Source organism: Kastovskya adunca, from assembly GCF_059505785.1.
Map to the genome: position 1 here is coordinate 18,284 of NZ_JCACLG010000039.1, position 21,199 is coordinate 39,482.

19 protein-coding genes, 1 tRNA gene and 1 pseudogene are annotated in these 21,199 nt (G+C 46.8%); 11 read left to right on the plus strand and 10 right to left on the minus strand.

What is annotated here, in order from left to right; all coding sequences use genetic code 11:
* Positions 1-65: 65 nt before the first annotated feature.
* Positions 66-1,001: a serine hydrolase gene (locus AC5JR3_RS15055; protein ID WP_495847359.1), complete on the plus strand. Its 936-nt coding sequence runs from the start codon at positions 66-68 to the stop codon at positions 999-1,001.
* 328 nt (positions 1,002-1,329) lie between these two features.
* Complete coding sequence (locus AC5JR3_RS15060) at positions 1,330-2,136, plus strand: porin family protein (protein WP_495847360.1); 807 nt, start codon at positions 1,330-1,332, stop codon at positions 2,134-2,136.
* A 97-nt stretch (positions 2,137-2,233) separates the two neighbouring features.
* Here the strand turns inward: AC5JR3_RS15060 and AC5JR3_RS15065 are convergent, their stop codons facing one another.
* Together AC5JR3_RS15065 and AC5JR3_RS15070 are read right to left on the minus strand one after the other, a co-directional pair.
* Complete coding sequence (locus AC5JR3_RS15065; protein ID WP_495847361.1) at positions 2,234-3,592, minus strand: ABC transporter substrate-binding protein; 1,359 nt, start codon at positions 3,590-3,592, stop codon at positions 2,234-2,236.
* Between the two features lie 161 nt (positions 3,593-3,753).
* A tRNA-Ser gene (locus AC5JR3_RS15070) sits at positions 3,754-3,845 on the minus strand.
* 406 nt (positions 3,846-4,251) lie between these two features.
* Between AC5JR3_RS15070 and AC5JR3_RS15075 the strand changes: the two genes are divergently transcribed.
* Positions 4,252-5,523: a glycosyltransferase family 4 protein gene (locus AC5JR3_RS15075; protein ID WP_495847362.1), complete on the plus strand. Its 1,272-nt coding sequence runs from the start codon at positions 4,252-4,254 to the stop codon at positions 5,521-5,523.
* A gap of 114 nt (positions 5,524-5,637) precedes the next feature.
* On the opposite strand, the gene AC5JR3_RS15080 is transcribed toward AC5JR3_RS15075, so the two are convergent.
* The 3 genes from AC5JR3_RS15080 to AC5JR3_RS15090 all read right to left on the minus strand — a co-directional run bounded on the left by AC5JR3_RS15080 (position 5,638) and on the right by AC5JR3_RS15090 (position 9,243).
* Positions 5,638-6,441, minus strand: a complete 804-nt coding sequence (locus AC5JR3_RS15080) for a mechanosensitive ion channel family protein (protein WP_495847363.1) — start codon at positions 6,439-6,441, stop codon at positions 5,638-5,640.
* A gap of 119 nt (positions 6,442-6,560) precedes the next feature.
* Positions 6,561-7,754, minus strand: coding sequence for an alanine racemase (gene alr, locus AC5JR3_RS15085; RefSeq protein ID WP_495847364.1), 1,194 nt, complete (start codon positions 7,752-7,754; stop codon positions 6,561-6,563).
* A gap of 724 nt (positions 7,755-8,478) precedes the next feature.
* The gene (locus AC5JR3_RS15090; protein ID WP_495847365.1) at positions 8,479-9,243 is read right to left on the minus strand and encodes a class I SAM-dependent methyltransferase; all 765 of its coding nucleotides are present in this window, start codon (positions 9,241-9,243) and stop codon (positions 8,479-8,481) included.
* 148 nt (positions 9,244-9,391) lie between these two features.
* Here AC5JR3_RS15090 and AC5JR3_RS15095 point away from each other — a divergent pair, with 148 nt between their 5' ends.
* Positions 9,392-10,273 carry a LysR family transcriptional regulator gene (locus AC5JR3_RS15095; RefSeq protein ID WP_495847366.1) on the plus strand — a complete coding sequence of 294 codons (882 nt, stop codon included), beginning with the start codon at positions 9,392-9,394 and terminating at the stop codon, positions 10,271-10,273.
* A 7-nt stretch (positions 10,274-10,280) separates the two neighbouring features.
* Here AC5JR3_RS15095 and AC5JR3_RS15100 read toward each other — a convergent pair whose 3' ends face one another.
* The gene (locus AC5JR3_RS15100) at positions 10,281-11,858 is read right to left on the minus strand and encodes a metallophosphoesterase family protein (RefSeq protein WP_495847367.1); all 1,578 of its coding nucleotides are present in this window, start codon (positions 11,856-11,858) and stop codon (positions 10,281-10,283) included.
* A 178-nt stretch (positions 11,859-12,036) separates the two neighbouring features.
* Positions 12,037-12,267: pseudogene (locus AC5JR3_RS15105) on the minus strand (IS1 family transposase); the annotation flags it as partial.
* 137 nt (positions 12,268-12,404) lie between these two features.
* Between AC5JR3_RS15105 and AC5JR3_RS15110 the strand changes: the two are divergent.
* The 4 genes from AC5JR3_RS15110 (at position 12,405) to AC5JR3_RS15125 (ending at position 16,669) form a co-directional block, all read left to right on the plus strand.
* Positions 12,405-12,782, plus strand: a complete 378-nt coding sequence (locus tag AC5JR3_RS15110) for a hypothetical protein (protein WP_495847368.1) — start codon at positions 12,405-12,407, stop codon at positions 12,780-12,782.
* Between the two features lie 216 nt (positions 12,783-12,998).
* Complete coding sequence (locus AC5JR3_RS15115) at positions 12,999-13,430, plus strand: MATE family efflux transporter (protein WP_495847379.1); 432 nt, start codon at positions 12,999-13,001, stop codon at positions 13,428-13,430.
* A 170-nt stretch (positions 13,431-13,600) separates the two neighbouring features.
* Positions 13,601-15,103 carry a glycosyl hydrolase family 57 gene (locus AC5JR3_RS15120; protein WP_495847369.1) on the plus strand — a complete coding sequence of 501 codons (1,503 nt, stop codon included), beginning with the start codon at positions 13,601-13,603 and terminating at the stop codon, positions 15,101-15,103.
* A 228-nt stretch (positions 15,104-15,331) separates the two neighbouring features.
* Positions 15,332-16,669, plus strand: coding sequence for an NAD(P)/FAD-dependent oxidoreductase (locus tag AC5JR3_RS15125; protein WP_495847370.1), 1,338 nt, complete (start codon positions 15,332-15,334; stop codon positions 16,667-16,669).
* Positions 16,670-16,706: 37 nt separating this feature from the next.
* On the opposite strand, the gene AC5JR3_RS15130 is transcribed toward AC5JR3_RS15125, so the two are convergent.
* Positions 16,707-17,345, minus strand: coding sequence for a phosphoribosylanthranilate isomerase (locus tag AC5JR3_RS15130; RefSeq protein ID WP_495847371.1), 639 nt, complete (start codon positions 17,343-17,345; stop codon positions 16,707-16,709).
* 243 nt (positions 17,346-17,588) lie between these two features.
* Between AC5JR3_RS15130 and psaK the strand changes: the two genes are divergently transcribed.
* The 3 genes from psaK to AC5JR3_RS15145 all read left to right on the plus strand — a co-directional run bounded on the left by psaK (position 17,589) and on the right by AC5JR3_RS15145 (position 19,676).
* A complete protein-coding gene (gene psaK, locus AC5JR3_RS15135; RefSeq protein WP_495847372.1) occupies positions 17,589-17,912 on the plus strand; it encodes a photosystem I reaction center subunit PsaK in 324 nt (107 codons plus the stop codon).
* 141 nt (positions 17,913-18,053) lie between these two features.
* Positions 18,054-18,332 (plus strand): photosystem I reaction center subunit PsaK, encoded by a 279-nt coding sequence (locus AC5JR3_RS15140; RefSeq protein ID WP_495847373.1) that lies wholly within the window; start codon positions 18,054-18,056, stop codon positions 18,330-18,332.
* 150 nt (positions 18,333-18,482) lie between these two features.
* On the plus strand, positions 18,483-19,676 hold the full coding sequence (locus tag AC5JR3_RS15145; protein WP_495847374.1) for a site-2 protease family protein: 1,194 nt from the start codon (positions 18,483-18,485) through the stop codon (positions 19,674-19,676).
* 50 nt (positions 19,677-19,726) lie between these two features.
* Here the strand turns inward: AC5JR3_RS15145 and AC5JR3_RS15150 are convergent, their stop codons facing one another.
* Positions 19,727-20,503 carry a lipoate--protein ligase family protein gene (locus tag AC5JR3_RS15150; protein WP_495847375.1) on the minus strand — a complete coding sequence of 259 codons (777 nt, stop codon included), beginning with the start codon at positions 20,501-20,503 and terminating at the stop codon, positions 19,727-19,729.
* 60 nt (positions 20,504-20,563) lie between these two features.
* Entirely contained in the window at positions 20,564-21,067 is a 504-nt protein-coding gene (locus AC5JR3_RS15155; RefSeq protein ID WP_495847376.1) for a YbjN domain-containing protein, read from the minus strand.
* Between the last annotated feature and the right edge of the window lie 132 nt (positions 21,068-21,199).

The following is a 21,199-nucleotide window of genomic DNA, read 5'->3' on the forward strand; positions in this document are numbered from 1 at the left end:
ATCAGTAGTTAAGAGACAATTGAAGTCTGAAAGCTATACAGTGCAGACAGAAGACAGGGACTTACATGACATTTTTCCAAAAGGACGAGCAATTAGAATCTCTAGGAACGGGCATTCTAGAAGCAACGTGGAAAGAGTTTCCAGGACTAGCTCAAAATCAAATTGCCCTTACCTGGGTAGTTTATGACCCCCCTGTACCCGTTAATACAGGTGGAGCGCTTTCAGCCGAAGAATTTTGGAAACATCAGGTTCGAGGATTTAACTATCGTGGTGTCGAGCGCATCTATCCAGCTAGTGTGGTGAAACTGTTCTACTTGGTTGCTATTCATGAGTGGCTAGAGACCGGAATGACCCCAACTTCAGCAGAGCTAGACCGAGCTATCCGAGACATGATAGTGCACTCCAGTAACGATGCCACTAGTTTAATTGTGGATATTCTCAGTGGTACAACTAGCGGCCCAGAGTTGTCATCAGACCCCTTTGAAACCTGGAAGTTTCAACGCAACATCATCAACCGCTATTTGCAGTCCCTCAGTTGGCAGGAGTTGGAAAGCATTAATGTCAATCAAAAAACTTGGGGAGATGGGCCTTACGGACGCGAGCGGGCTTTCCTGGGGGAAATGATGGAAAATCGCAATATGCTGACGACGAATGCCACAGCACGGCTACTCCACACGATTATTGGCGGCGTGGCAGTATCGAGTAGGCGATCGCAAACCATGATGCAACGCCTCAAACGTTCCCTCGTACCAACTGACCTAACTGACGATGAAGAAAATCAGGTGACAGGCTTTTTGGGGGCTGGATTGCCTCAAGATGCCCATTTCTGGTCAAAAGCAGGCTGGACAAGCCAGGTTCGCCACGATGCCGCTTATATAGAGGTACCTAACCAGCGCCCTTACCTATTAGTTGTCTTCACTGAGGGCAAAGCACATAGCAAGAACCACACCATCTTGCCCTTTATATCCCAACAAACCGTCGCTGCCATTCAACAGCTCTAACCTATTGATACTATCCTGACCGGAATATAGCTCTTTCAGGGTACGTAAAAAGCTGAAATTCCCCTGAAAATACAAATTTCCTGCTAAAGAGAGAGTAAAATCTTCCACCCTATAGAGATTATTGCCGTGGAATCTCCCACTAAGTAGATAGCGCCAAACTCCAGAATCTTTTACATTATTACCAGGGATTTTAGTTTTTTAGGGACAAAAACCCTTGAAAATGAGCATATAGTTGGGCAATCTTTAAGGTTTTCACATTTTGATTCGAGGAGTGACCGTGAACAACACATTTTTTAAATCAGTTTCGTACTTACTCAGCATCGCAACCTTGGCTTTAGTTGCTAGCGCCCTGTCTGCTCAAGCTGAAGTACCTGTGCAATCTGCTGAATCGGCTGCACTCCCAGCAACTCCTGAGTCTGTTGAGGAATCGGTAGCCGCTACTGATGCCCCAGTTGCTGAGACAGCAAGTGAGTCCGTAGAAACGGACAGTTTGCAAGTTGCAAATAATGCAAATATCCTCAATGAGAGACAAGCTAACTACGAAGTAGTTCGCCCAGAGGTGTTTGCATCAGCAGACGAGATGAAACTCAATTCTGCCATTCCTGGTACAGCGGCTACTTCCGCTACTGCACTCACAAGAACATCTCCTGTGACTCAGGAAGTTTCAGAACAAGTCACTGACACAACTGTTGCTCAAGTTGACATCGATCCTGGTCGTACAACTCGTGGGGGTTCCAGCTACATCGGTGTTGGCGGCAATATTGGTCTTGGTGGAGACACGGCACTGGGTGAAGGTAGCTTTTCTGTTATTAGCAAGATTGGTCTGACCAATAATATTTCAGCGCGTCCGGCGGCGATCATCGGTGATGATACTGTTTTCTTGATCCCGGTGACTTACGACTTTGCCCTCCAAACGGAAGATCCCTTTGAAGAGGTTCCTTATGCTCCTTACGTCGGTGGTGGTGTGGCGATCGCCACTGGTGATGGAGATAACATTGGTCTTTTGTTAACTGGTGGTGTTGACTTCCGCGTGTCGTCACAATTCACGGCAAATGCGGGTGTGAACGTCGGTTTCCTAGATGGCACTGATGTTGGTCTGACGCTGGGTATTGGTTATACCTTTGCTGGCTTCTAAAATCTGTAGGTAATCTCTAAGTAAAAGGAAAGGGGCGTACTAGTGAAGTATGCCCCTTTTCTTTAATTACAAAAGCCTAGCAAGGCGCTAGCGGAGTCTAATTAATTTCTGGGCTAACCTTACCCGTCACATCAAGGCTGCCATTATTTTCCACCAACCAAGTATCGTAGTCGCCGAGGACATCACCATTTTCATCAATATCGACGTTACCGCTAGCTCCTTGGTAATTAACTTCCTCGCCTTTACGGATCAACTCTAGGGCTTGGCAAACATCCGTAACTTCTGTACCAGGACTAGCAGAAACTTCACGGATTTTACTCTTGATGCCTTCGCCAGTATTCGCTTTTGCCGATTCAGCCGCTAGCATCAGAAGCACAGCCGCATCATAGGAGTGAGGAACGTAGGCAGTTACTTCCTGGTTCGTTTCCTTCTTCCAAGCTTGAGTAAGCGCCTCTAACCCCTGTCCATTTGCTCCAGGAACAGTACCGATCGCTCCCCCTAAGATATACTTCCCATCGCTGGATTTACCCACTTGTTGCGGGAAATCCTCTGAATAAACCCCATCTGTGAGCATCACAGTCTTGCCATCAACCAGTCCTTGCTGATAGGCAGATTTCAGCAGCAGAGAGCCAGTTTCGGCATAGAGAATCGCTGCAACAGCTTCAGGATCGCCACCGAACGCTGATGCGGCTTCAGTGTCGAAGGTTGTGGCTTTAGGATCGTAACGGGTGGGTTGGCTTTTATTAACCACTGTTCCACCTAGTTTCTCAAAAGCAGTGACAAATTCTTTTTCAAAACCAACTCCGTAGTCATTATTAATAACGACAGTAGAGACGCGATCGAATCCTTTTTCCTTCGCTAATTTTGCTAAAGCCCTCGCTTGGTAAGTATCTGGAGGGGCAGTACGTGCCCAAAACCCATTGAAGTCACCTTGGCTTGCTTTTTGAGTAAAAACAGGGCTGGTGCTACCGGGCGAGATCATCATGACTTGGTTGCGGACAGCTGTCGGGACGGCTGCTGTAGAAACGCTACTAGCAAAAGAACCAACGACACCTGCGACTTTATCAACTTCTACTAGCTTGTTCATTGCTGCAGCCCCAGCATTAGGGTCAGTTTGGTCGTCTTCCGACACAACAGTGACAGGATTGCCATTAATGCCACCACACTGATTGACTGTGTCCACGGCTAAACGCACAGCCTTAGGCATTTGTTGCCCAATAGAAGATAAGTCCCCAGTGGCAGGAAGTAGCGTCCCGATTTTGAGTCCATCACTTGACCCACTAGCAGAGCTAGACTCAGAGCCGAGGTTGGTGGTAGTTTCGGAGGTTTCCTGACAGGCTGCTGTCAAAATACCTGTTGCCAGCGTGGTAATTGCTAAAGCGATCCTAAAAGTGGTGCGCGGTGCGCCGAGCGCCAAACGAGGCTGACGGATATTGCCAGATGTAAACTTGTTCATTGAGATGAAATACTCCTCCCCTGTCGGAAGCCAATCAAAGATTGATTAGATTAGATTCTAAGCCCATCTTCTATCCTTAGACAGATCGACTTTAAACACTTTTTGAGCAATCCCGATTATTACCATCAAGTTGGTGGTAAGGGGAGGTATTCACTTTTAAACGGAGAGGGAGGGATTCGAACCCTCGGATAGGCCTTACGTACCTATCAACAGATTAGCAATCTGCCGCTTTCGACCACTCAGCCACCTCTCCAGGGGTGACAGATAAACATAATAACAGATTTTGCGAGTTTACCAACCCCTGTTCAAAATCCTCTAGGAAAACAGGCACAGGGAGTTAAGGAAGAAGGGTTCATCCTTGACAACGATGGCGATCGCTTACCCAATCTCTTTTGGTACTTTGTTACATTTTGCAACTTTATACCTCGTCCACTATACTTTAGTGGCATGCAATCAGGGTAAAGCCATTTTTGCCTTGGCATCGCTAGCTAATCAAGCATCTATTTCCAATAGTGGATGTAGTTACTTTCCTTCAAGTTTTATGTTTCTTCACAGATTAAGCATAAAAAAATTTTGGGCTGATGGGAGAGTGCCTTAGTAAAGTTTTCAACCTGCCCTGATGACTCGAATGAAATTTAACTATTAAATAAACAAAAGTTATGGATTCTATAAGTAAACAGCACATTGCTCTGATCTCGGTTCATGGCGACCCAGCGGTAGAAATTGGTAAGGAAGAGGCTGGCGGGCAGAATGTTTATGTACGTCAAGTGGGTGAAGCCCTAGCTGCTCACGGATGGCATGTTGATATGTTTACCCGCAAAGCGAGTGCAGAAGATTCAACAATCATTGAACATAGTCCGCGTTGCCGGACTATTCGTTTAACAGCAGGGCCAGAGGCATTTGTGCCCCGGCAAGAAATTTTTGATTATTGCGGCGACTTTTTAGAAGAGCTAATCAAGTTCCAAAAACAAGAAGGGATTGAGTACTCGCTAGTACACACCAATTACTGGCTCTCTGCTTGGGTAGGTATGGAATGGAAAAAGCGTCAAAAAATTAGCCAGGTTCATACCTATCACTCTTTGGGAGCAGTTAAATACCAGTCAATTTCGGCAGTTCCCATGATTGCAACAACCCGTTTGGGTGTGGAGAAGGCAGTACTGGAAAGTGCAGAACGAATTGTCGCAACCAGCCCCCAAGAAAAAGAGCACATGCGATCGCATGTTTCTACAAAGGGAAATATTGATGTTATTCCCTGCGGAACTGATGTTGAGCGCTTTGGTTCAATTGACAAGCCAGCGGCTCGTGCGGCTTTGGACATTGACCCGGAAGCGCTCTTGGTCTTCTATGTGGGACGCTTCGATCCACGTAAGGGCATCGAAACCTTAGTTCGTGCCGTTGGTCAATCACAACTGCGTAATACCGATAAGTTGCGTCTAATTGTTGGTGGTGGTTCTCGTCCAGGACAAAGTGATGGCATTGAACGCGATCGCATCGAAGGCATTGTGGCAGAACTGGGTCTAACCGACATCGTCAGCTTCCCCGGACGCCTAGCTGATGAAGTGCTACCTGCTTACTATGCAGCCGCTGATGTGTGTGTGGTACCTAGCCACTACGAACCCTTCGGTTTAGTGGCAATTGAAGCGATGGCAAGTGGTACGCCTGTTGTTGCTAGCGATGTCGGTGGCTTGCAGTTCACAGTTGTCTCGGAAGAAACAGGTCTACTCGCACCTCCCCAAGATGACACTGCCTTTGCTACTGCCATTGACCGCATTCTTACCAACCCTGAATGGCGTGAACAGCTCGGTCATGGTGCCCGCAAGCGCGTCGAAGAGAAGTTTAGCTGGAATGGCGTAGCGCAGCAACTTAGCGGTCTCTACGAGCAACTACTAACAGAACAACCAATCAAAACGCCGGAACCCGTTACAGCTTAAAACACTCGATCAATTAATGATTAAATCTGTTGCTACTAACCTCTGTTCTAAGTAGCAGCAGATTTTTTTTAGCCATTCAAACTCAAAACTTTCTAATTGCTACGCCCTGAAAACTTAGACCTCATCACTTATCAGCTTCTCAACGTCTGGCGATTGCAGGGCTTCTTTAACGACTTGCTGAATTTCGGAGCGGGTTTGGGCGTAGGCTTCGGCGGTACACCAGGGGCGCAAATAAAGTGTGGTTGCCGTCGGGGAGATGCTAGAGACGTGGCAAGTAGTTTTGGGGCGGTCTAATACTAGGGGGTGGGGTTGCACCAACGATAAGAGTAAGGTGATAGTGGATTCGATGGGGCGATCGCCAATGTCAACTTCCAAGTCGATTCGTCGCGTTCCCAAAGCCGTTGTGTTTTTCAAAACACCGCTAAACAAACTATTGTTTGGCACTGTAATTTTCACATTGTCCGGTGTAATTAGGGTAGTTGAGAAAATTCCGATGCTATCGACTACACCTGCCACACCTGTGGCTTCAATGAAATCTCCTACCTCAAAGGGACGCTGATTAAGCAGCATTACACCCGCTGCAAAGTGAGACAGCGTACTCTGCAAAGCCAAACCAATCGCTAAACCAGCTGCCCCCACCACTGCTACTACGCTGGTTGCCTGAATCCCTAAAACATTGAGAAACGCTACCAAACCCACTACAAGGGTCAAAATCTCAGACGCCTGAACCAAGAAGTTTCGTAGTGTTGGCTCAACGCGATTCAATGCTTTACGCGTTAGGCGAGCGACAAAGGTAATGCCAAAGCGAGTGAGCAGCAAAATCCCCAATGCCCAAAGCAGCTTGGGAACAACATAGAAGGCTAGATCAATCAGGTTTTGTGAAAAAGCTGGGGCAACCTCAGCCGCCAAAATCATCATGGACAATTGGTAGTTTTTATAGTTAATGCACCAAAGTTTAGTGCTTGGACTGAGCTGTTTAGTGTTCGGTAGGATAAACCTGTAGAGACATGGTCGGCTACGTCTCTACATTCACAAACTTACCCTACTGTCACTCGTGGCAAACGCTGCTTAAAACCGCAGAGAATTTCCCAGGAAATAGTTTCTAAGGTTTCTGCCCAGTCGTCGGCGGAAATTTGCCATTCGCCATCTTTCCCAATTAGTGTCACGACCTCACCCGGTTGTAAATCGGGAATCTGGCTGACATCTAGCATCAGCTGATCCATGGTAATTGCGCCAACTTGCTGTACTTTTTGACCGCGAATCAGCACAGTCAGTTTGTTTGAGAGGCTGCGAGGGACACCATCGGCATAGCCAATACCAACGACAGCAAGACGCATTTCCCGCTCTGCCACAAACCGATAGCTGTAGCTGACACCCGTACCCGCCACAATCGTTTTCACTTGGGTGACGCGTGCTTTAACTTGCAAAGCGGGCTGGAGCTGAACGCTGTGAGATAGGTGCTCGGCAGGGTATAGACCATAAAGACCCAAACCTACACGCACCATGTCATAGTGGAGGGCGCGATCGCTTAATGTGCCAGCAGAGTTTGCCAAATGCAGTTTGTGGTGTGCCATCCCGGCTACGCGAATTTGCGCGATCGCCTCTTCAAAGCGCTGATGTTGCAGTTTTACCACCATTGGATTGGGGTCATCAGCGGTTGCTAGATGGGAATAAATACTAGCAATCTTGAGGGCTGGCAAGCATTTTACCAACTCGACAAACTCTAGTGCCTCCTGCCAAGGCATCCCCAAGCGTGACATCCCAGTATCCAGCTTCAGATGTACAGGTAAGGTTTGGTCAATAGCAGCCAGAGTTTCAGAAAAAACCAAGGCTTGTTGCGGTGTACAAAGGGTCGGTTGCAACTGCCAAGCGGCGATCGCACGAATTTGTTCTGGAGTATTAACTGCCCCCAAGATCAGAATCGGCGCGGTAATATCAGCTTCCCTGAGCGCAATTCCTTCTTCAACTGTTGCCACACCCAGCCAAGTTGCACCTGCCTTTAGCGCCGTCTTAGACACAGTTACGGCTCCATGACCGTAAGCATCCGCTTTCACCACTGCCATCAAGTCAGTTCCTGGCTTCAGGAAACGCTTTAGCTGTTGGACATTATTCGTTAAAGCCGCTAAATTAATTTCTACCCAAGCGCGTTGGCAAAGCCCGACAGAGGTATCGCCTAAGGTAGGCATCACACCTGTGTTCGGTATCGGCGTAGTTTGCTCCCGACTTAGCATATCTATTCACTCCCGATCAACTCACACCACTTACTGCCCTGTAGCCAAACCAATGGTTTTGCTTGTTACTAGAATGGCTTATAAGGTTATTCAGGAAGTGTATCGAGGGAACAGGATTTACACAAGATACAAAAATATCCTTGTTTATTGCAAAACTGTTTTAGGTCACTCAATATCGGTAGTTCCAGTAAATTACTACAAAAATTTACTGTGATTCAAAAACGGTTACGTGCAATTAAAACTATTGTCTTTAAAATCTAGCTGCTGCCAATAAAATTGCCAAAATTACTTCTTTATTATTTTTAAGTAATTTCAAAAACTATCAAATGTTAACTTTCAGCTCAAACTAAAGCCATTTGAGTTTAGCCTGTCATTTTTACTCTTTATAAATCGCTCAAGATTAAGAGAAGGGAGCGAAGATATAAAGCTTTTTAGCGAGGCATATCAATTGCAGGTTGAAGCAAGAGCATAACTGCCCCCACAACAATAAATGACAAAGTAACCAAAATCAAAGTTCTGTTTAACTGCATTTTTGTATTTCTTCGGCAACTGAATATCAACTAGCAAATCAGTAAAAGTAAAAAATAGCCTCTCTCCGAAGACACAATTTTTATTTAATAGTTCTTTATTCATAACTAGCTCAATTAGATATCAAATGTGAGAGGCTACCGACTCCCGACTCAGATCCCCGACTTCTTTAAGTCGGGGATCTCTCTTTTATTGCCTAGGCTTTAATAGCAACTATGCGGATTCTGCGGTAATCCGCTATCCAAGTTCCATCTCGATACAGTAGGGGCTTTAGGCGCTGCTCAATTACTCGGAGCGCGATCGCTTTTTGGTCAGCCGACAATGCTGCGAGAAAACGGCTAGCGAACATTTCAATCCAGTTCGCCATGCCTGACTTTCCCTCTTCCAAAGGTGTTGGACGGTCAAATAGAACCGCATAGGTTACGTCAAATCCTTGCTGTTCCAACCGAGTTGCATACTCACCGATACTCGGAAAATACCAGGGGCTTATCTTCTCTAAAGACCCATAGCCCATCGTTTCCAGGACACTATAGAGGGCTGTAGCGATCGCGTTGATATTCCCTTTACCCCCAAATTCTGCAACAAAGCGCCCTCCTGGCTTCAGTGCCTCTCGAAGGCAACGAATCACAGCATCCGGTTCTGGAATCCAATGCAGTACGGCGTTAGAAAAGATAGCATCAAACGGCTGCTCAACCTGAAAATCCTTAGCATCTGCAACAGCAAACTGGAGATGAGGATAGTTAGCTGTTGCCTTCTCAATCATGGCGAGGGATTGGTCGATTCCCATTACTTCTGCTCCAACCGCTGCAATTTTCTGGGTTAGTTGCCCAGTACCGCAGCCGAGGTCAAGAATTCGCTCCCTTGGTTGCGGAGACAGTAGGGTCAGTAAGTCTTCGCCATACTGCCAAACAAATGCGTGTTTAGTCTCATAAAAGGCAGTATTCCAGCAATTTTCTGGCATCGTACAATTCTCCTCATCGACGGTTTTCCATCACCCAAATAATTTCTGGATAGTGGTTTAGTCATTACAGTAGGAAAGATGATTAAAGTTGTCCAATATATTTTTCACGCGCTATTAATATCTAAAAAGTATTAGTTTCTGAATTGGTATGGAACTGCGACACCTACGGTACTTTGTGATGTTGGCGGAGGAGCTACACTTCGGACGAGCAGCGGAGCGATTGCATATTTCCCAACCCCCTCTAAGCCAGCAAATTCGTCAAATGGAAGCTGAGTTGGACTTTCAACTGTTTCACCGTACAAAACGAACGGTGCAGCTAACTGAAGCTGGACAGGTTTTTGCGGAAGAATCGCGGCGGATTCTCAGACAGCTTGAGCAGGGGATTCAGATTAGTCGTCAAATTAGTCGGGGTGAGAGGGGGCAACTTGTTGTCGGCTTCGTTGGTTCTGCGGCGTACAATGTTCTCCCCGAAATTCTTCGTAGGTTCCGCACCTGTTTCCCAGAGGTAAGGCTTCAATTGCATGAATTGACGACCGACCAACAATTGGAAGGGTTGCGGGAAGGTCGGATTGATGTAGGATTTGTCCGTCCTCCCGTTGAGGAAGACATCTTTAGCTCAGAAATAGTCTTTCAGGAGCCGTTGATGGTGGCGTTACCTGAGACTCATCAATTAGCAAATCAAGCCGATGTATCGCTGCGATCGCTTGTAGGGGAACCCTTCATTTTGTTTCCTCGTTTGCTGGCTCCCGGACTGTATGACCACATTATTAGCCTTTGCCAGCAGGCAAAATTTAGCCCAAACATAACCCAGGAAGCGATTCAAATGCAAACGATTGTTAGTCTTGTAGCGGCTGAGATGGGAGTAGCAATTGTGCCAGCATCGCTGCAAAATTTACAGCGAACAGGAGTGGTTTACAAAGCAGTACAGGAACCAACTCCCCAAGTAGCGATCACGATGATTTGGCGCGGCAATGATACAGCCCCAACTGTCCAACGGTTTAAAGAAATTGTTACAGGTGATAACGAATAAAGTAACCTTAAAATTCAAAAGGCTCCAGTGCAGTGTCACTCCATTGATGTTTAATGCGTTCGGAAATAAACGGTCGAACCACAAATTTTGGTGGGCAACCCTCCAGAACATCGATCCGCACAAACGAGTAAGGACGGCGTTTTTTTGAGCCGTGACCGTAACGACCAACATAAAGATGCGATCGCGCCACCTGTCGCATCTCCTCACCCTCTTGCTCATTCCCAAAGCACTCCATCAAATCCCCTCCCTCAACACGCTGACGGCGCAAACTGTGACCACTACCTCCACAAACAATCCAGTTGATGTGCGAGTCAGCATGTCCCGTATCGCCTGTTTTGAGATATTCCAGGCAGTGAGCGTGACCGTTCAACACCAAATCCACCAGCGGACGCCCCTGGGTTTCTTCGCCTACCTCCTGCGCCACTTCATCTAGAACTTGACGGAGGTGATAACGAATCTCCATGGTTTGTGCTTGTTCCCACTTGGTTGCTTCCGTCACATAGGGTGGATGATGGAAAAAGATCACCCGCCCCCGTACTTCCTTAGTGTTCCAGGACTGAATCAATTTGTGCTTCAACCAGCTAAGCTGCTCGAAGTCAGTCACAGGGGACTTATCCGCGTTCAGTTTTTTCTCAATATCAAGCTGAATTTCTTCTATCTGCTCCAGTTTTGCCCGATGATCATCAAGTTGATCAGAATCTTCAGGAATCTCCGGATTCAGTTCCCCTGCACGCTGCATAATTTGCTCTTTTTGCTGCTCCAGTTCCTCCAGACGTTGAGCCAGTTGGCGGCGCAGCGCGTCCCCCTCCTTGGTATTTGGTAGGGGAGAAGGGGCATTAAAAGTATTTGAATCTAGCCCAAAGAAGTCAATCCCACCATTACGGAAGGTGTAATAGCGATTAGGTAATCGCGTAAAGTCTCCTGGTGTATAGCGCAGGCAGCGACCTGTGTCGGTAGAGACTGTGTAATAACGATCTAGGTGACGCACTAGTTCTTCTTGATCGTCAATGTCTTTCAAGTAATCAAGGAATGCTTGGGCATAAGCCTTCCCTTGAAAAGAACCGTGCCAACCAACATCTAAATTTATTTTTGAGCGCAGCAGACGGCGCAAAGGTAAGGCAAGCTGTACAAGCACACCATAAACAACGGGTAGGTCATAGTAATCGTGATTACCCAGTACGGGGAGAAATGGCTGGTTAAAAACCATCTGGTCATAGGCAATCTTATGAGGTTTCTCTCCACCGACAAGAAATTCTTGATAGGGCGAAATGAAATTGTTTTGGTAGTACTCGCTAGAACCAACCAAATAAATTACATCACCTGTATGCAAGACAAATCGACAGTCATCACGGTGGGCAAGCATCTGTTGTGCAATTTGTCGTTGCGGGCTGTGTCCCTGATGAGAACCCGAACCACTATCACCGACTACCAAAAAGGAGAATTCGGGACTATCGGCAACACTCTCATCAAAAACCAGTCGAGTTTGGTCAATGTCCCGCTCTACGATTAGGGGATCTTGCCACTTTACCCGTTGCTTCATTTTGCGGATTTTGGCAGAAATCGGCGGATCGGAGACAAACTTCATGAAAAATTACTCCCAAATGACCAGCTCAAACATGGCTAAGCTGTTCCCATAAAAGCTGATTTTACCTGCCACAAGCAAATACAATCTTCTACTTGAGGTGATGCCTAATGGCAAGTCCAGCCAAAATTGCAGCATTTTGTCAGGTAAAAAATTATGCGTTGCAGAATAGCGGGATGAATTAGACGGGCAGGGGCACATCTCCAAACTTAGGATAGTGCAGTAGCAATCGGATTGAGTATCTCAGCATTTCCTCAGACTTGGAATAACACAGTGTCTTGCGGTGCAGTCTTGCCAGATAGTGTCGCAATCTCGTATTTTCTCCTTCTACCCGGGTCATATACGTTTTGCTCACAATCTGATCTCCAGGCGGAATAAAACCTGGATATACGCTCCAACCATCAGTGACATATAGCAGCCCTAAATGAGTCGTGAGATACTTTTTCTCTCTTTAACTTCCTCTGTGTTCTCTGTGACTCTGTGGTTCGTTAATAAATCTCACAATTGACTTGAGATTGCTATATGTCATTCAAGAATATAGGTAGATTAATGAAAATGGAATTTTTTGCAAGTAGCTTTGAAGCTATTGAAACCAATTTGTATATTGGCTTTTCTGAAACAGAGGGGGGTGAACATTATTTCATCATGACACGAGATGAAGCGTCTCAAGAAGAGGCTGTTCCTAATAGGAAAAATATTTACGTCGAACTGGACGATGAAAATTGGTCAGAAGACGTAGGTATCAATAAGGTTATTCTTAGCCGTAATCAAATTATTATTAGTTTCGGTTCCGATACCATAAATCTTCCAGAGTCAGATGAAATTATAATTAATTTCTCTTTAAAAGATTCTGACTTTGAGAGGCTACAGAACGTCTTACAGAAGATAATGCTGGTTTATGAGGATAGACTGAGTTTAATTAATTAGTTAATGTCCTCGCTGTTGGCAATTTAGAAGGAACTGATTTTCCGAATAGTGCTGTTGAAACTCGGACTTACGATGAGTTGAATCGGTTTATGTTTATGGGTACGATTTGCTTGGTAAGTTGCAGGGAAATCAATCGGAGTTTTATCACTCGGATGGGTTGGGTTCTACGCTTATTTTATTGATGGACTAGCCTTTGCAACGGAGAGTCTAGCGGGAATTTTTCGAGGACAGGGTAAAGCCGAGCATCTAAAATTGTTGCTCTGGTTATCGGGAGGCGCAAGTTTACTGTCAGGACTGGTATTTGCACTAATTTTTGTTTTTTTACCAGGTCTTTTCAGTTTGCTGACTACTTTACCAGAAGTGAGCGATCGCATCGGCAACTACACACCCTGGCTCTTGCCTGTGCTGGGTTTCGGCTCAATTGCCTATATGCTTGATGGCTACTTTCTGGGACTGACTGAAGGGAAAATCTTACGACAATCAGCAATAATCGCCGCACTGGTGGGGTTTGCTCCTGTTGCTCTGGCAGCGTGGATAGTTGGAAGTATTCAGTTGCTGTGGTTAGCACTGTCGCTGTTTATGGTAGTGCGGGCGGTAACTTTGGGGATACGGGTGCCTCAAACTCTAGATTCCCAAGGTTTACCCTAAATCTAATATCATTAGCCGTTGCCCATCAAGGTATAACGATAGACTCAATAATGAACAAGTCACTGAGCCTAGATTATTTGACTCTATAGAGCCACTAGAAAAGGATGTAGCTGAAGTTGATTCCATCGCGATCGCCTAATGTTGTTATTAGTAATCCAATGAGTGACTCTATGCTTGCATCTCCACAATCTGCTCATCTTCCTCAGTTGTCGGAATCCATTGCCGGATTGCCCAACATTTCTGGTTGGGAAACAGCAGTTCAGGAGGTTGTTCATCATAACGAACCCGTATTTTTACCTAGAACCAATCTGCGCCTAGAAGACATTACAGCTACATTTGCGATCGCTCTCCACATGCACCAACCGACTGTCCCCGGTGGTGCCAATGGTGAGTTGATCAACAACCTGCAATATATGTTTGAGCATCAAGGGGAAGGCGATAACCACAACGCTGGAGTTTTTGCGGAATGCTATCGCCGTATGGGAGACTTCATCCCAGAACTCGTCGCCAACGGTGCCAATCCCCGCATCATGCTTGACTATTCTGGCAACCTGCTTTGGGGTGTGCAGCAAATGGGACGCGGTGACATTATTGATAGCCTTAAACGCATTACTTGCGATCGCACCTACCAGCCTTATGTGGAGTGGTTGGGATCGATGTGGAGCCATACCGTTGTTCCCTCCACTCCCATCCCCGACATCAAGCTGCACATTCAAGCTTGGCAACACTACTTCGCCGCCGTCTTTGGTTGGGAAGCCTTAGCCCGTGTCAAAGGCTTCTCCCCACCGGAAATGCACCTACCCAACCACCCGGATACTCTCTTTGAATTCATCAAAGCCCTGAAAGAGTGCGGCTATCGCTGGTTAATGGTGCAAGAACACTCGGTAGAAACCCTCAACGGAGAAGGCATATCTCAAAAACATCTCCCTCACCGTTTAGTTGCTCGTAACTCAAAGGGTGAAACCATCAGCATTACTGCCTTAATTAAAACCCAAGGTTCAGACACCAAATTGGTAGGACAAATGCAGCCCTACTGGGAAGCGAAAACTCTTTCCCCCCAACCTTTAGGAAGTGTGTCTGTCCCCCCCATCGTTACCCAAATCGGTGATGGAGAAAATGGCGGCGTCATGATGAATGAGTTTCCCAGTGCCTTCTTCCAATCCTGGAATGAAATGGCATCAAACGCTGGCAAATCAGGCGTTGTGGGTGTCAACGGCACAGAATATCTAGAACTCATTGAAGCCGCCGGATGCTCTCCCGATGACTTCCCCACCTGTCAAGCCGTAGGACAGCATTTGATCTGGGAACGAGTTTCCCCAGACAATGCTCAACCCGACACAGTTGCTAATGCGATCGCCCAACTCAAGGAATCTCACCCAAACTTTCACATGGATGGCGCATCCTGGACAAATCACCTTAGTTGGGTGCAAGGGTACGAAAATGTCCTCTCTCCAATGAATCAACTCAGCGTGCTGTTTCATGAAAAAGTTGATACCTTACTCACTGCTGATGATGCTGAATCTATTACCCAGCAAAACCGTTACCGTGAAGCCCTGATGTACAATCTGTTGCTCCAAACGAGCTGTTTTCGCTATTGGGGGCAGGGGATGTGGACTGACTACGCTCAAGAGCTTTACCGACGGGGTGAAGCGTTGCTAAAGGCAAACTTCTAGAGCGCTGGAACTGGGGGAGGAAGTATGAAGGGTGAAGTATGAAGGATGAAGTATGAAGGGTGAAAGGGGTTATTGGTTCTCTTCCTCTCCCCTACTCTCCTGCTCTCCTGCTCCCCTGCTCCCCCGCTCCCCCGCTCCTCATCTCCCCTGCTCCTCATCTCCCCCAATCCCCCCTTAGACAGACGGTACAAAAGTTAATAATCTGCACAATGGACTAGCTAACTACCTGTGAGTTCGCTAGTGAATCCCTCGTATAGACCACAAGTTGTAATTATCGGAGCTGGTTTTGGAGGGCTAAAAGCAGCTAGCGTGCTGGCGAAAGCAGGTGTCTCTGTCCTTCTGCTCGATCGAAACAACTACCATACCTTTGTTCCCCTGCTCTATCAGGTGGCAACCGCAGAACTTGAACCGGAACAGATTGCTTATCCCGTGCGGAGTTTTCTGCGGGGACAGCCTAATGTGAGTTTCCTTCAGGCTGAAGTCAGACAAGTTGATTTTTTAGCTAAAACTATCGAAACGGACAGGGAGATAATTAACTATGATTTCCTGATTTTGGCGACAGGGAGCCAGTCGCAGTTTCTAGGTGTTCCGGGGGCAGCAACCTACGCTCTCCCGATGAGAAGTCTCTGTGAGGCGATCGCTCTACGTAACCATGTGTTGAGTTGCTTTGAGCAGGCGGTACATGAACCTTCACCCACACGATGCCAACAACTTCTCACGTTCATCATTGTTGGCGGCGGGCCTACGGGGGTAGAGTTAGCAGGTGGCTTAATAGAGTTGATACAAGGAGCTTTAGTTTCAGACTACCCGGAACTAAATTTAAGGCGATCGCGTGTCATCCTTCTGCAATCTAATGAGCGTCTCCTCGCCAGTTTTCCCCAACGCCTAGGAGCCTATACGCAAAAGCAACTCAGAAAAATGGGGGTCAAGATTCATCTCAACTCCAAGGTGCGTAAAGTCACCTCAGAGGCAGTGTACCTAGAGGATGACACGATTATCAACGCGGAAACCATTATCTGGACAGCCGGAGTAGAAGCTAACGCACCAGAAACAGCTCCAGCCGTCTCCACCGCCATGAAAGGCAAGCTTGTTGTCCAACCAACCCTCCAGTTAAGAGACCATCCCCAGGTTTATGCTATTGGCGATCTTGCCTACCTTGAACAGGATGGCAAACCCCTAGTGGGAGTTGCTCCCGTAGCCATACAACAAGGTGTAGCAGCAGCAAAGAACATCGCCAGACAGCTACGAGGCTTGTCTCCTCAACCTTTCAATTATGTAGATAAAGGTAGAGCCGCCATCATTGGGCGCAATGCCGGAGTTGTTCAGGCGAGGAAATTCAGTGTTACAGGCTTTCCTGCCTGGTTAGTTTGGCTTAGTATCCATTTGTTTTATCTTCCAGGATGGCGCAACCGCCTTAGCGTCTTAGTCAACTGGATCTGCGATTACTTGCTGAAAAAACGTTTTGTCTGCTTGATTTTGCCTAAGCCTAGGGCAAAGGCGAGTCCCAGGCTATTCATGACTGAAGCTCAAACTCCATTGAACAGCCGCAATATCGAGTTGAATTAATTACACAAACGACGCCATCCTGACGCGAGAACTTTTGCTAGGCATGGGATTTAGTTTGTAGCTGCTGAAACAGTCGAGCGACTTTCTCTAAATCTTTGTCCCCAGGCGATCGCTCCACACCACTCGACAAATCTATACCACTTGGTTGTAGGCAACTGAGGGCATCTAAAACATTATCTGGTGTTAATCCTCCTGCCAATAACCACGGGCAACTAGGACGAAATTGCTGGAGAGTCTCCCAGTTTAAAGTTTTGCCAGTGCCGCCGAGTAACTGGGGATGGTAAGCATCTAGGAGTAAGGTATCGACGTAGGCTTCATAGGCGGCGGCTGCCGCTAAAAATTCATCTGTCCTGACTCTCAACGCTTTGAGAATTTCGACTCCGGGGAGGATCTGCCGGAGTTGCTGGCAAAATTCCGGTGTCTCTGCACCGTGTAGTTGCACAGCACTTAAACCACTCAGCTCAACTGTTCGACAAATTTCGACAACGGTGGCATTGGCAAAAACACCAACGCGATCAACTGCGGCAGGTAAACCACTAGCGATCGCTTGAATTTCCAGAGCGCTGATGTAGCGGGGGGAGGCTTGAACGCAAATAAATCCCAAGGCTGTTGCCCCCATTTGTGCGATCGCCTGACCTTGCTCTGGTTTTGTAATGCCGCAAATTTTCACCCGCATGGTTGTTATGTAAGTCCTGAGTCCTGAGTGCTGAGTGCTGAGTAGGAGATGAGGAGCCGAGGAGCCGAGGAGAGAAAAACTGACGACGATTAGCCATTACTCCAATCGCCTATTTCATACTTCACCCTTCATCCTTCATCCTTCATCCTTCACACTTCACTTTCATTTGTATCAAAATATTGAGCAATTGTTAATTCTTAAAACAAATTATGATTTTCAACTAAGAGATTTTTATGATGCTCTATGTCTGTAATTTCTATTCAACGTATCAAAAAAGGAGAAAATTCCTTGCTTACTACCTTATTTATGGCGGCTGTTCAATCTACTGTTCCTTCTACTCCCGAATGGACTCCAGCGGTAGGGTTGACTATGGTTGTGTGTAATCTAGTGGCGTTTGTAATCGGTCGCTTCGCTATCCAAAAAAAAGGCATGGGGCCTGATCTCCCCTTCAGCAAACCTACATTTTTAGACAAATTTGGGCTTCCTGAACTGTTGGCAACGGGAAGCTTTGGTCACATTCTGGGTGCAGGTGTCATCTTGGGTTTGACCAGCGCTGGCGCTCTCTAGAAGTACCCTATTTGTTGCTTACAAGGAAACAAAATGTAACAAAATTATCTTTCAATCATCCACCAGACAGAATCGCGTTTTACCGCTAGCGTTCTATGATTCACACTATGTAGAAATTTTTCATTATCAGGAGAAAAGAACTTGATTGAAGCAATTTTGTCACAACTAGCGCAGCTCCCTACTGGTGATACGGCAGTCTGGAGCTGGAATGGTTCGCTGATCATGAATATTTGCATGATCATCGGTATTGTGATCGCCCGCGTTGGGATTCGGCAAAAAGGAAGGGGTCCTGCTCTACCTTTGCTACAGCCAATCTTGGGGAAAAACTTTGGTGTTCCTGAACTTCTAGCTGGTTTGAGCATTGGTCATTTGCTGGGAGTGATTACCGTCATTACCCTGGCAACCAACGGTACTATCTAAAAGCACGTTGTAGCTCAAATTATCACCTCCAACGGATGTCCAGAGAGTTTGGCACCTCAGCACACTCTCTGGGCATCCAAATTTTGCCGATTAGCCATCGTTTATCCTGATAGTTAAGGGCGCTATTAAGTCTAAGACAAGGAAAATTTGATGCAAACAAATTGGAGAATTGGCTCCCTATGGGGAATTCCCCTATTTTTAAATCCGTCGTGGTTTTTCATCTTAGTTTTTATCACGATTCTCAATGCACTTAACTTTTACCAGACGTTCGAGCCAGCGATCGCTTGGGTAGCAGGGTTCCTAATGGCTTTGTTGCTTTTTGGTTCCGTGATCTTGCACGAACTAGGTCACAGCTTAGTAGCCCTGTCTCAAGGAATCAAAGTCAACTCAATTACGTTGTTTCTGTTTGGTGGAGTGGCGTCGATTGATCGGGAGTCGAAAACGCCAGGAGACGCCTTTCAAGTAGCGATCGCCGGCCCTGCCGTCAGCTTGACACTTTGGTTATTATTTTCTCTGGTCACGCAAACATTACCAGAAGCTGGCTGGCTGCGGGCGATCGCTTTTAATATTGCCCGAATTAACTTGGTTTTGGCGCTATTTAACTTAATACCCGGTTTGCCTCTAGATGGCGGACAAGTGCTGAAAGCCGCAGTCTGGAAGCTGACAGGCGATCGCTTTCAAGGAGTCCGTTGGGCAGCCAAAACAGGTAAAATCTTGGGCGGTTTGGCGATCGCCTTTGGATTGAGTTTAATCCTGCTTACAGGTCAAATCGGAGCAATTTGGATTACCTTAATCGGTGGGTTTATCTTCCGCAATGCCAGGGCCTACGACCGCCTGACAACTCTACAAGAAACGTTGATGCAGATGCAGGCATCGGAGGCGATGACTCGTGAGTTTCGGGTAATTGATGCCAATTTGACCCTGCGTGCCTTTGCCGATGAGTATGTACTGTCAGATACCCAATCACCCTACTATGCTTCATCTGATGGGCGATATCGGGGGTTAGTCGCTATTGAAGATTTGCACTTTATCGAGCGGAGTGAGTGGGAACACAGAACCCTGCAAAGCATTGTGCGATCGCTATTGGAAATTCCGACGGTAGAGGAAAAGACACCTTTGGCGGCAGTTATTGTTCGCTTAGAAGACGAACATCTAAATCGGATAACTGTGCTTTCTCCAGCCGGATCTGTGGCTGGTGTGATCGATAAGGGCGATTTGGTTCGCGCTCTTGCCTCTAAGTTGGGATTGCCGATTTCTGAAGCAGAAGTCAAGCAAGTTAAAGCTGAAGGGTCTTATCCTTTGGGGTTGCAGTTAGTAGAGATCGCTAAATCTATCAAAGATTAGCAATTGTTAAAGGGCAACTCACAGAAAATAAGATGCCGAGGGGGATACTATCAAATGGCTTGTAAATCAGGTAGGGCGAGAATCTCTTGGTATTCTTGAGCAGATAGAGGCTCTACTATCAACTCAATTTTGAAACATTGGCAAGCCGCCTGAGTCAGCGCTTCGATAATGGTTAATAGCCCTTCGTCTCCCTCCTGAACAAAGGGCAGTTTAACGTGTGGCGGTGCGGCTTCTCCAAACACCTTGATAAAAAGTTCTGTATCTGGTTGTAAACGCATCGACCCATGCTGCAAAATTGCCCCTTTTTGGCGCAACTGAGCGCTACCGATAAACTTGACTCCCTCTGAGGAAACTAAGTCCGCACCTGTAGACGTGCCAAAACAGTTGGGATTGTGAATGTAGCCACGTCCAGCTAACCCGTAGTGCAGTTCTAGACCTAGCGATCGCCAACCCTGAATCAAAAACTCACAAATTTTTTCATAAGCCTGTATCCGGCTAACGCTCAATCCTGATGCGATCGCCATGTAGGTCAAATCTCCTTGATGTAGCACAGCTCGCCCGCCTGTAGGACGCCGCACCAGGGATATAGGCTTTCCTTCCCAAATTAGCTGTTGCCAAAAGGCAGGAAATCGACGTTGGTGATAGCCCAAAGAGATAGTGGGTGATTCCCAGGTATAGAAGCGCAAAGTGGGCGGATGTTGCCCTAACTGGTGTTGTTGTAACAGCCAGCGATCGATTGCCATCTGTAGTTGTCCAGATGCGTTCAGCAGGGGAATTAAACGCCAAACGCATCTTGGGGAGAACGGCTGAGGCTGGCAATTGCTCATTCTAATTACTCAGAACTCGGTTTTCACTGCCACAGCAATTTCCCATCAAGTGTCTAGGCGTCAAGTCTGACCAAACTCTGCCACCAGTACTTCGTCATTGTCATCAGCAATCGTTGCCACGACGGTAATTGCCCGCGAGATTTCTCCCGGTGATAGTTCTGCCACAGTGCGCGATGACATCACCACAACCTGATCGTCAACAATGGCGAAGCAGGATTCAAAGGTGTCACTCCAGTTCATCTCTAGAAGCTTTCGCATCAACTGCGGTTCATTTTTGGCAGGTAATTGCATTACCTTAGACCATACGGTGAATGTATCTTCATCCGTTGAACCCGTAAGTTGTACGAATACTTCTACACTGCCGTACTTAAACTTCCATAAGTGACCGTCATCGTTGTGACTCACCATTGCACTATCGTCTTCCTCCAAACTGGAGATGACGGTTTCCACTACCTCCATATGGTTAACGGCAGTGGCATCTTCAATTAGCTCATTAGAGACAGTCTCTTCCGTTGATAAGCTTTCGGTGGAAAGGGTTTCAGAAGTTGGCTCTTGGGTAGTCATCGGTGGTATGTTGTTCACTCCGAGCGCAATTGTCTCAAAACTCAGTATCGCTTGTAAGCTTCCCCGCTGTAAAGAAAAGAGACGGGGCTTTCAATAGCCCTGAAGAGTCCCAACTGAGTTGACAGCTAAGAA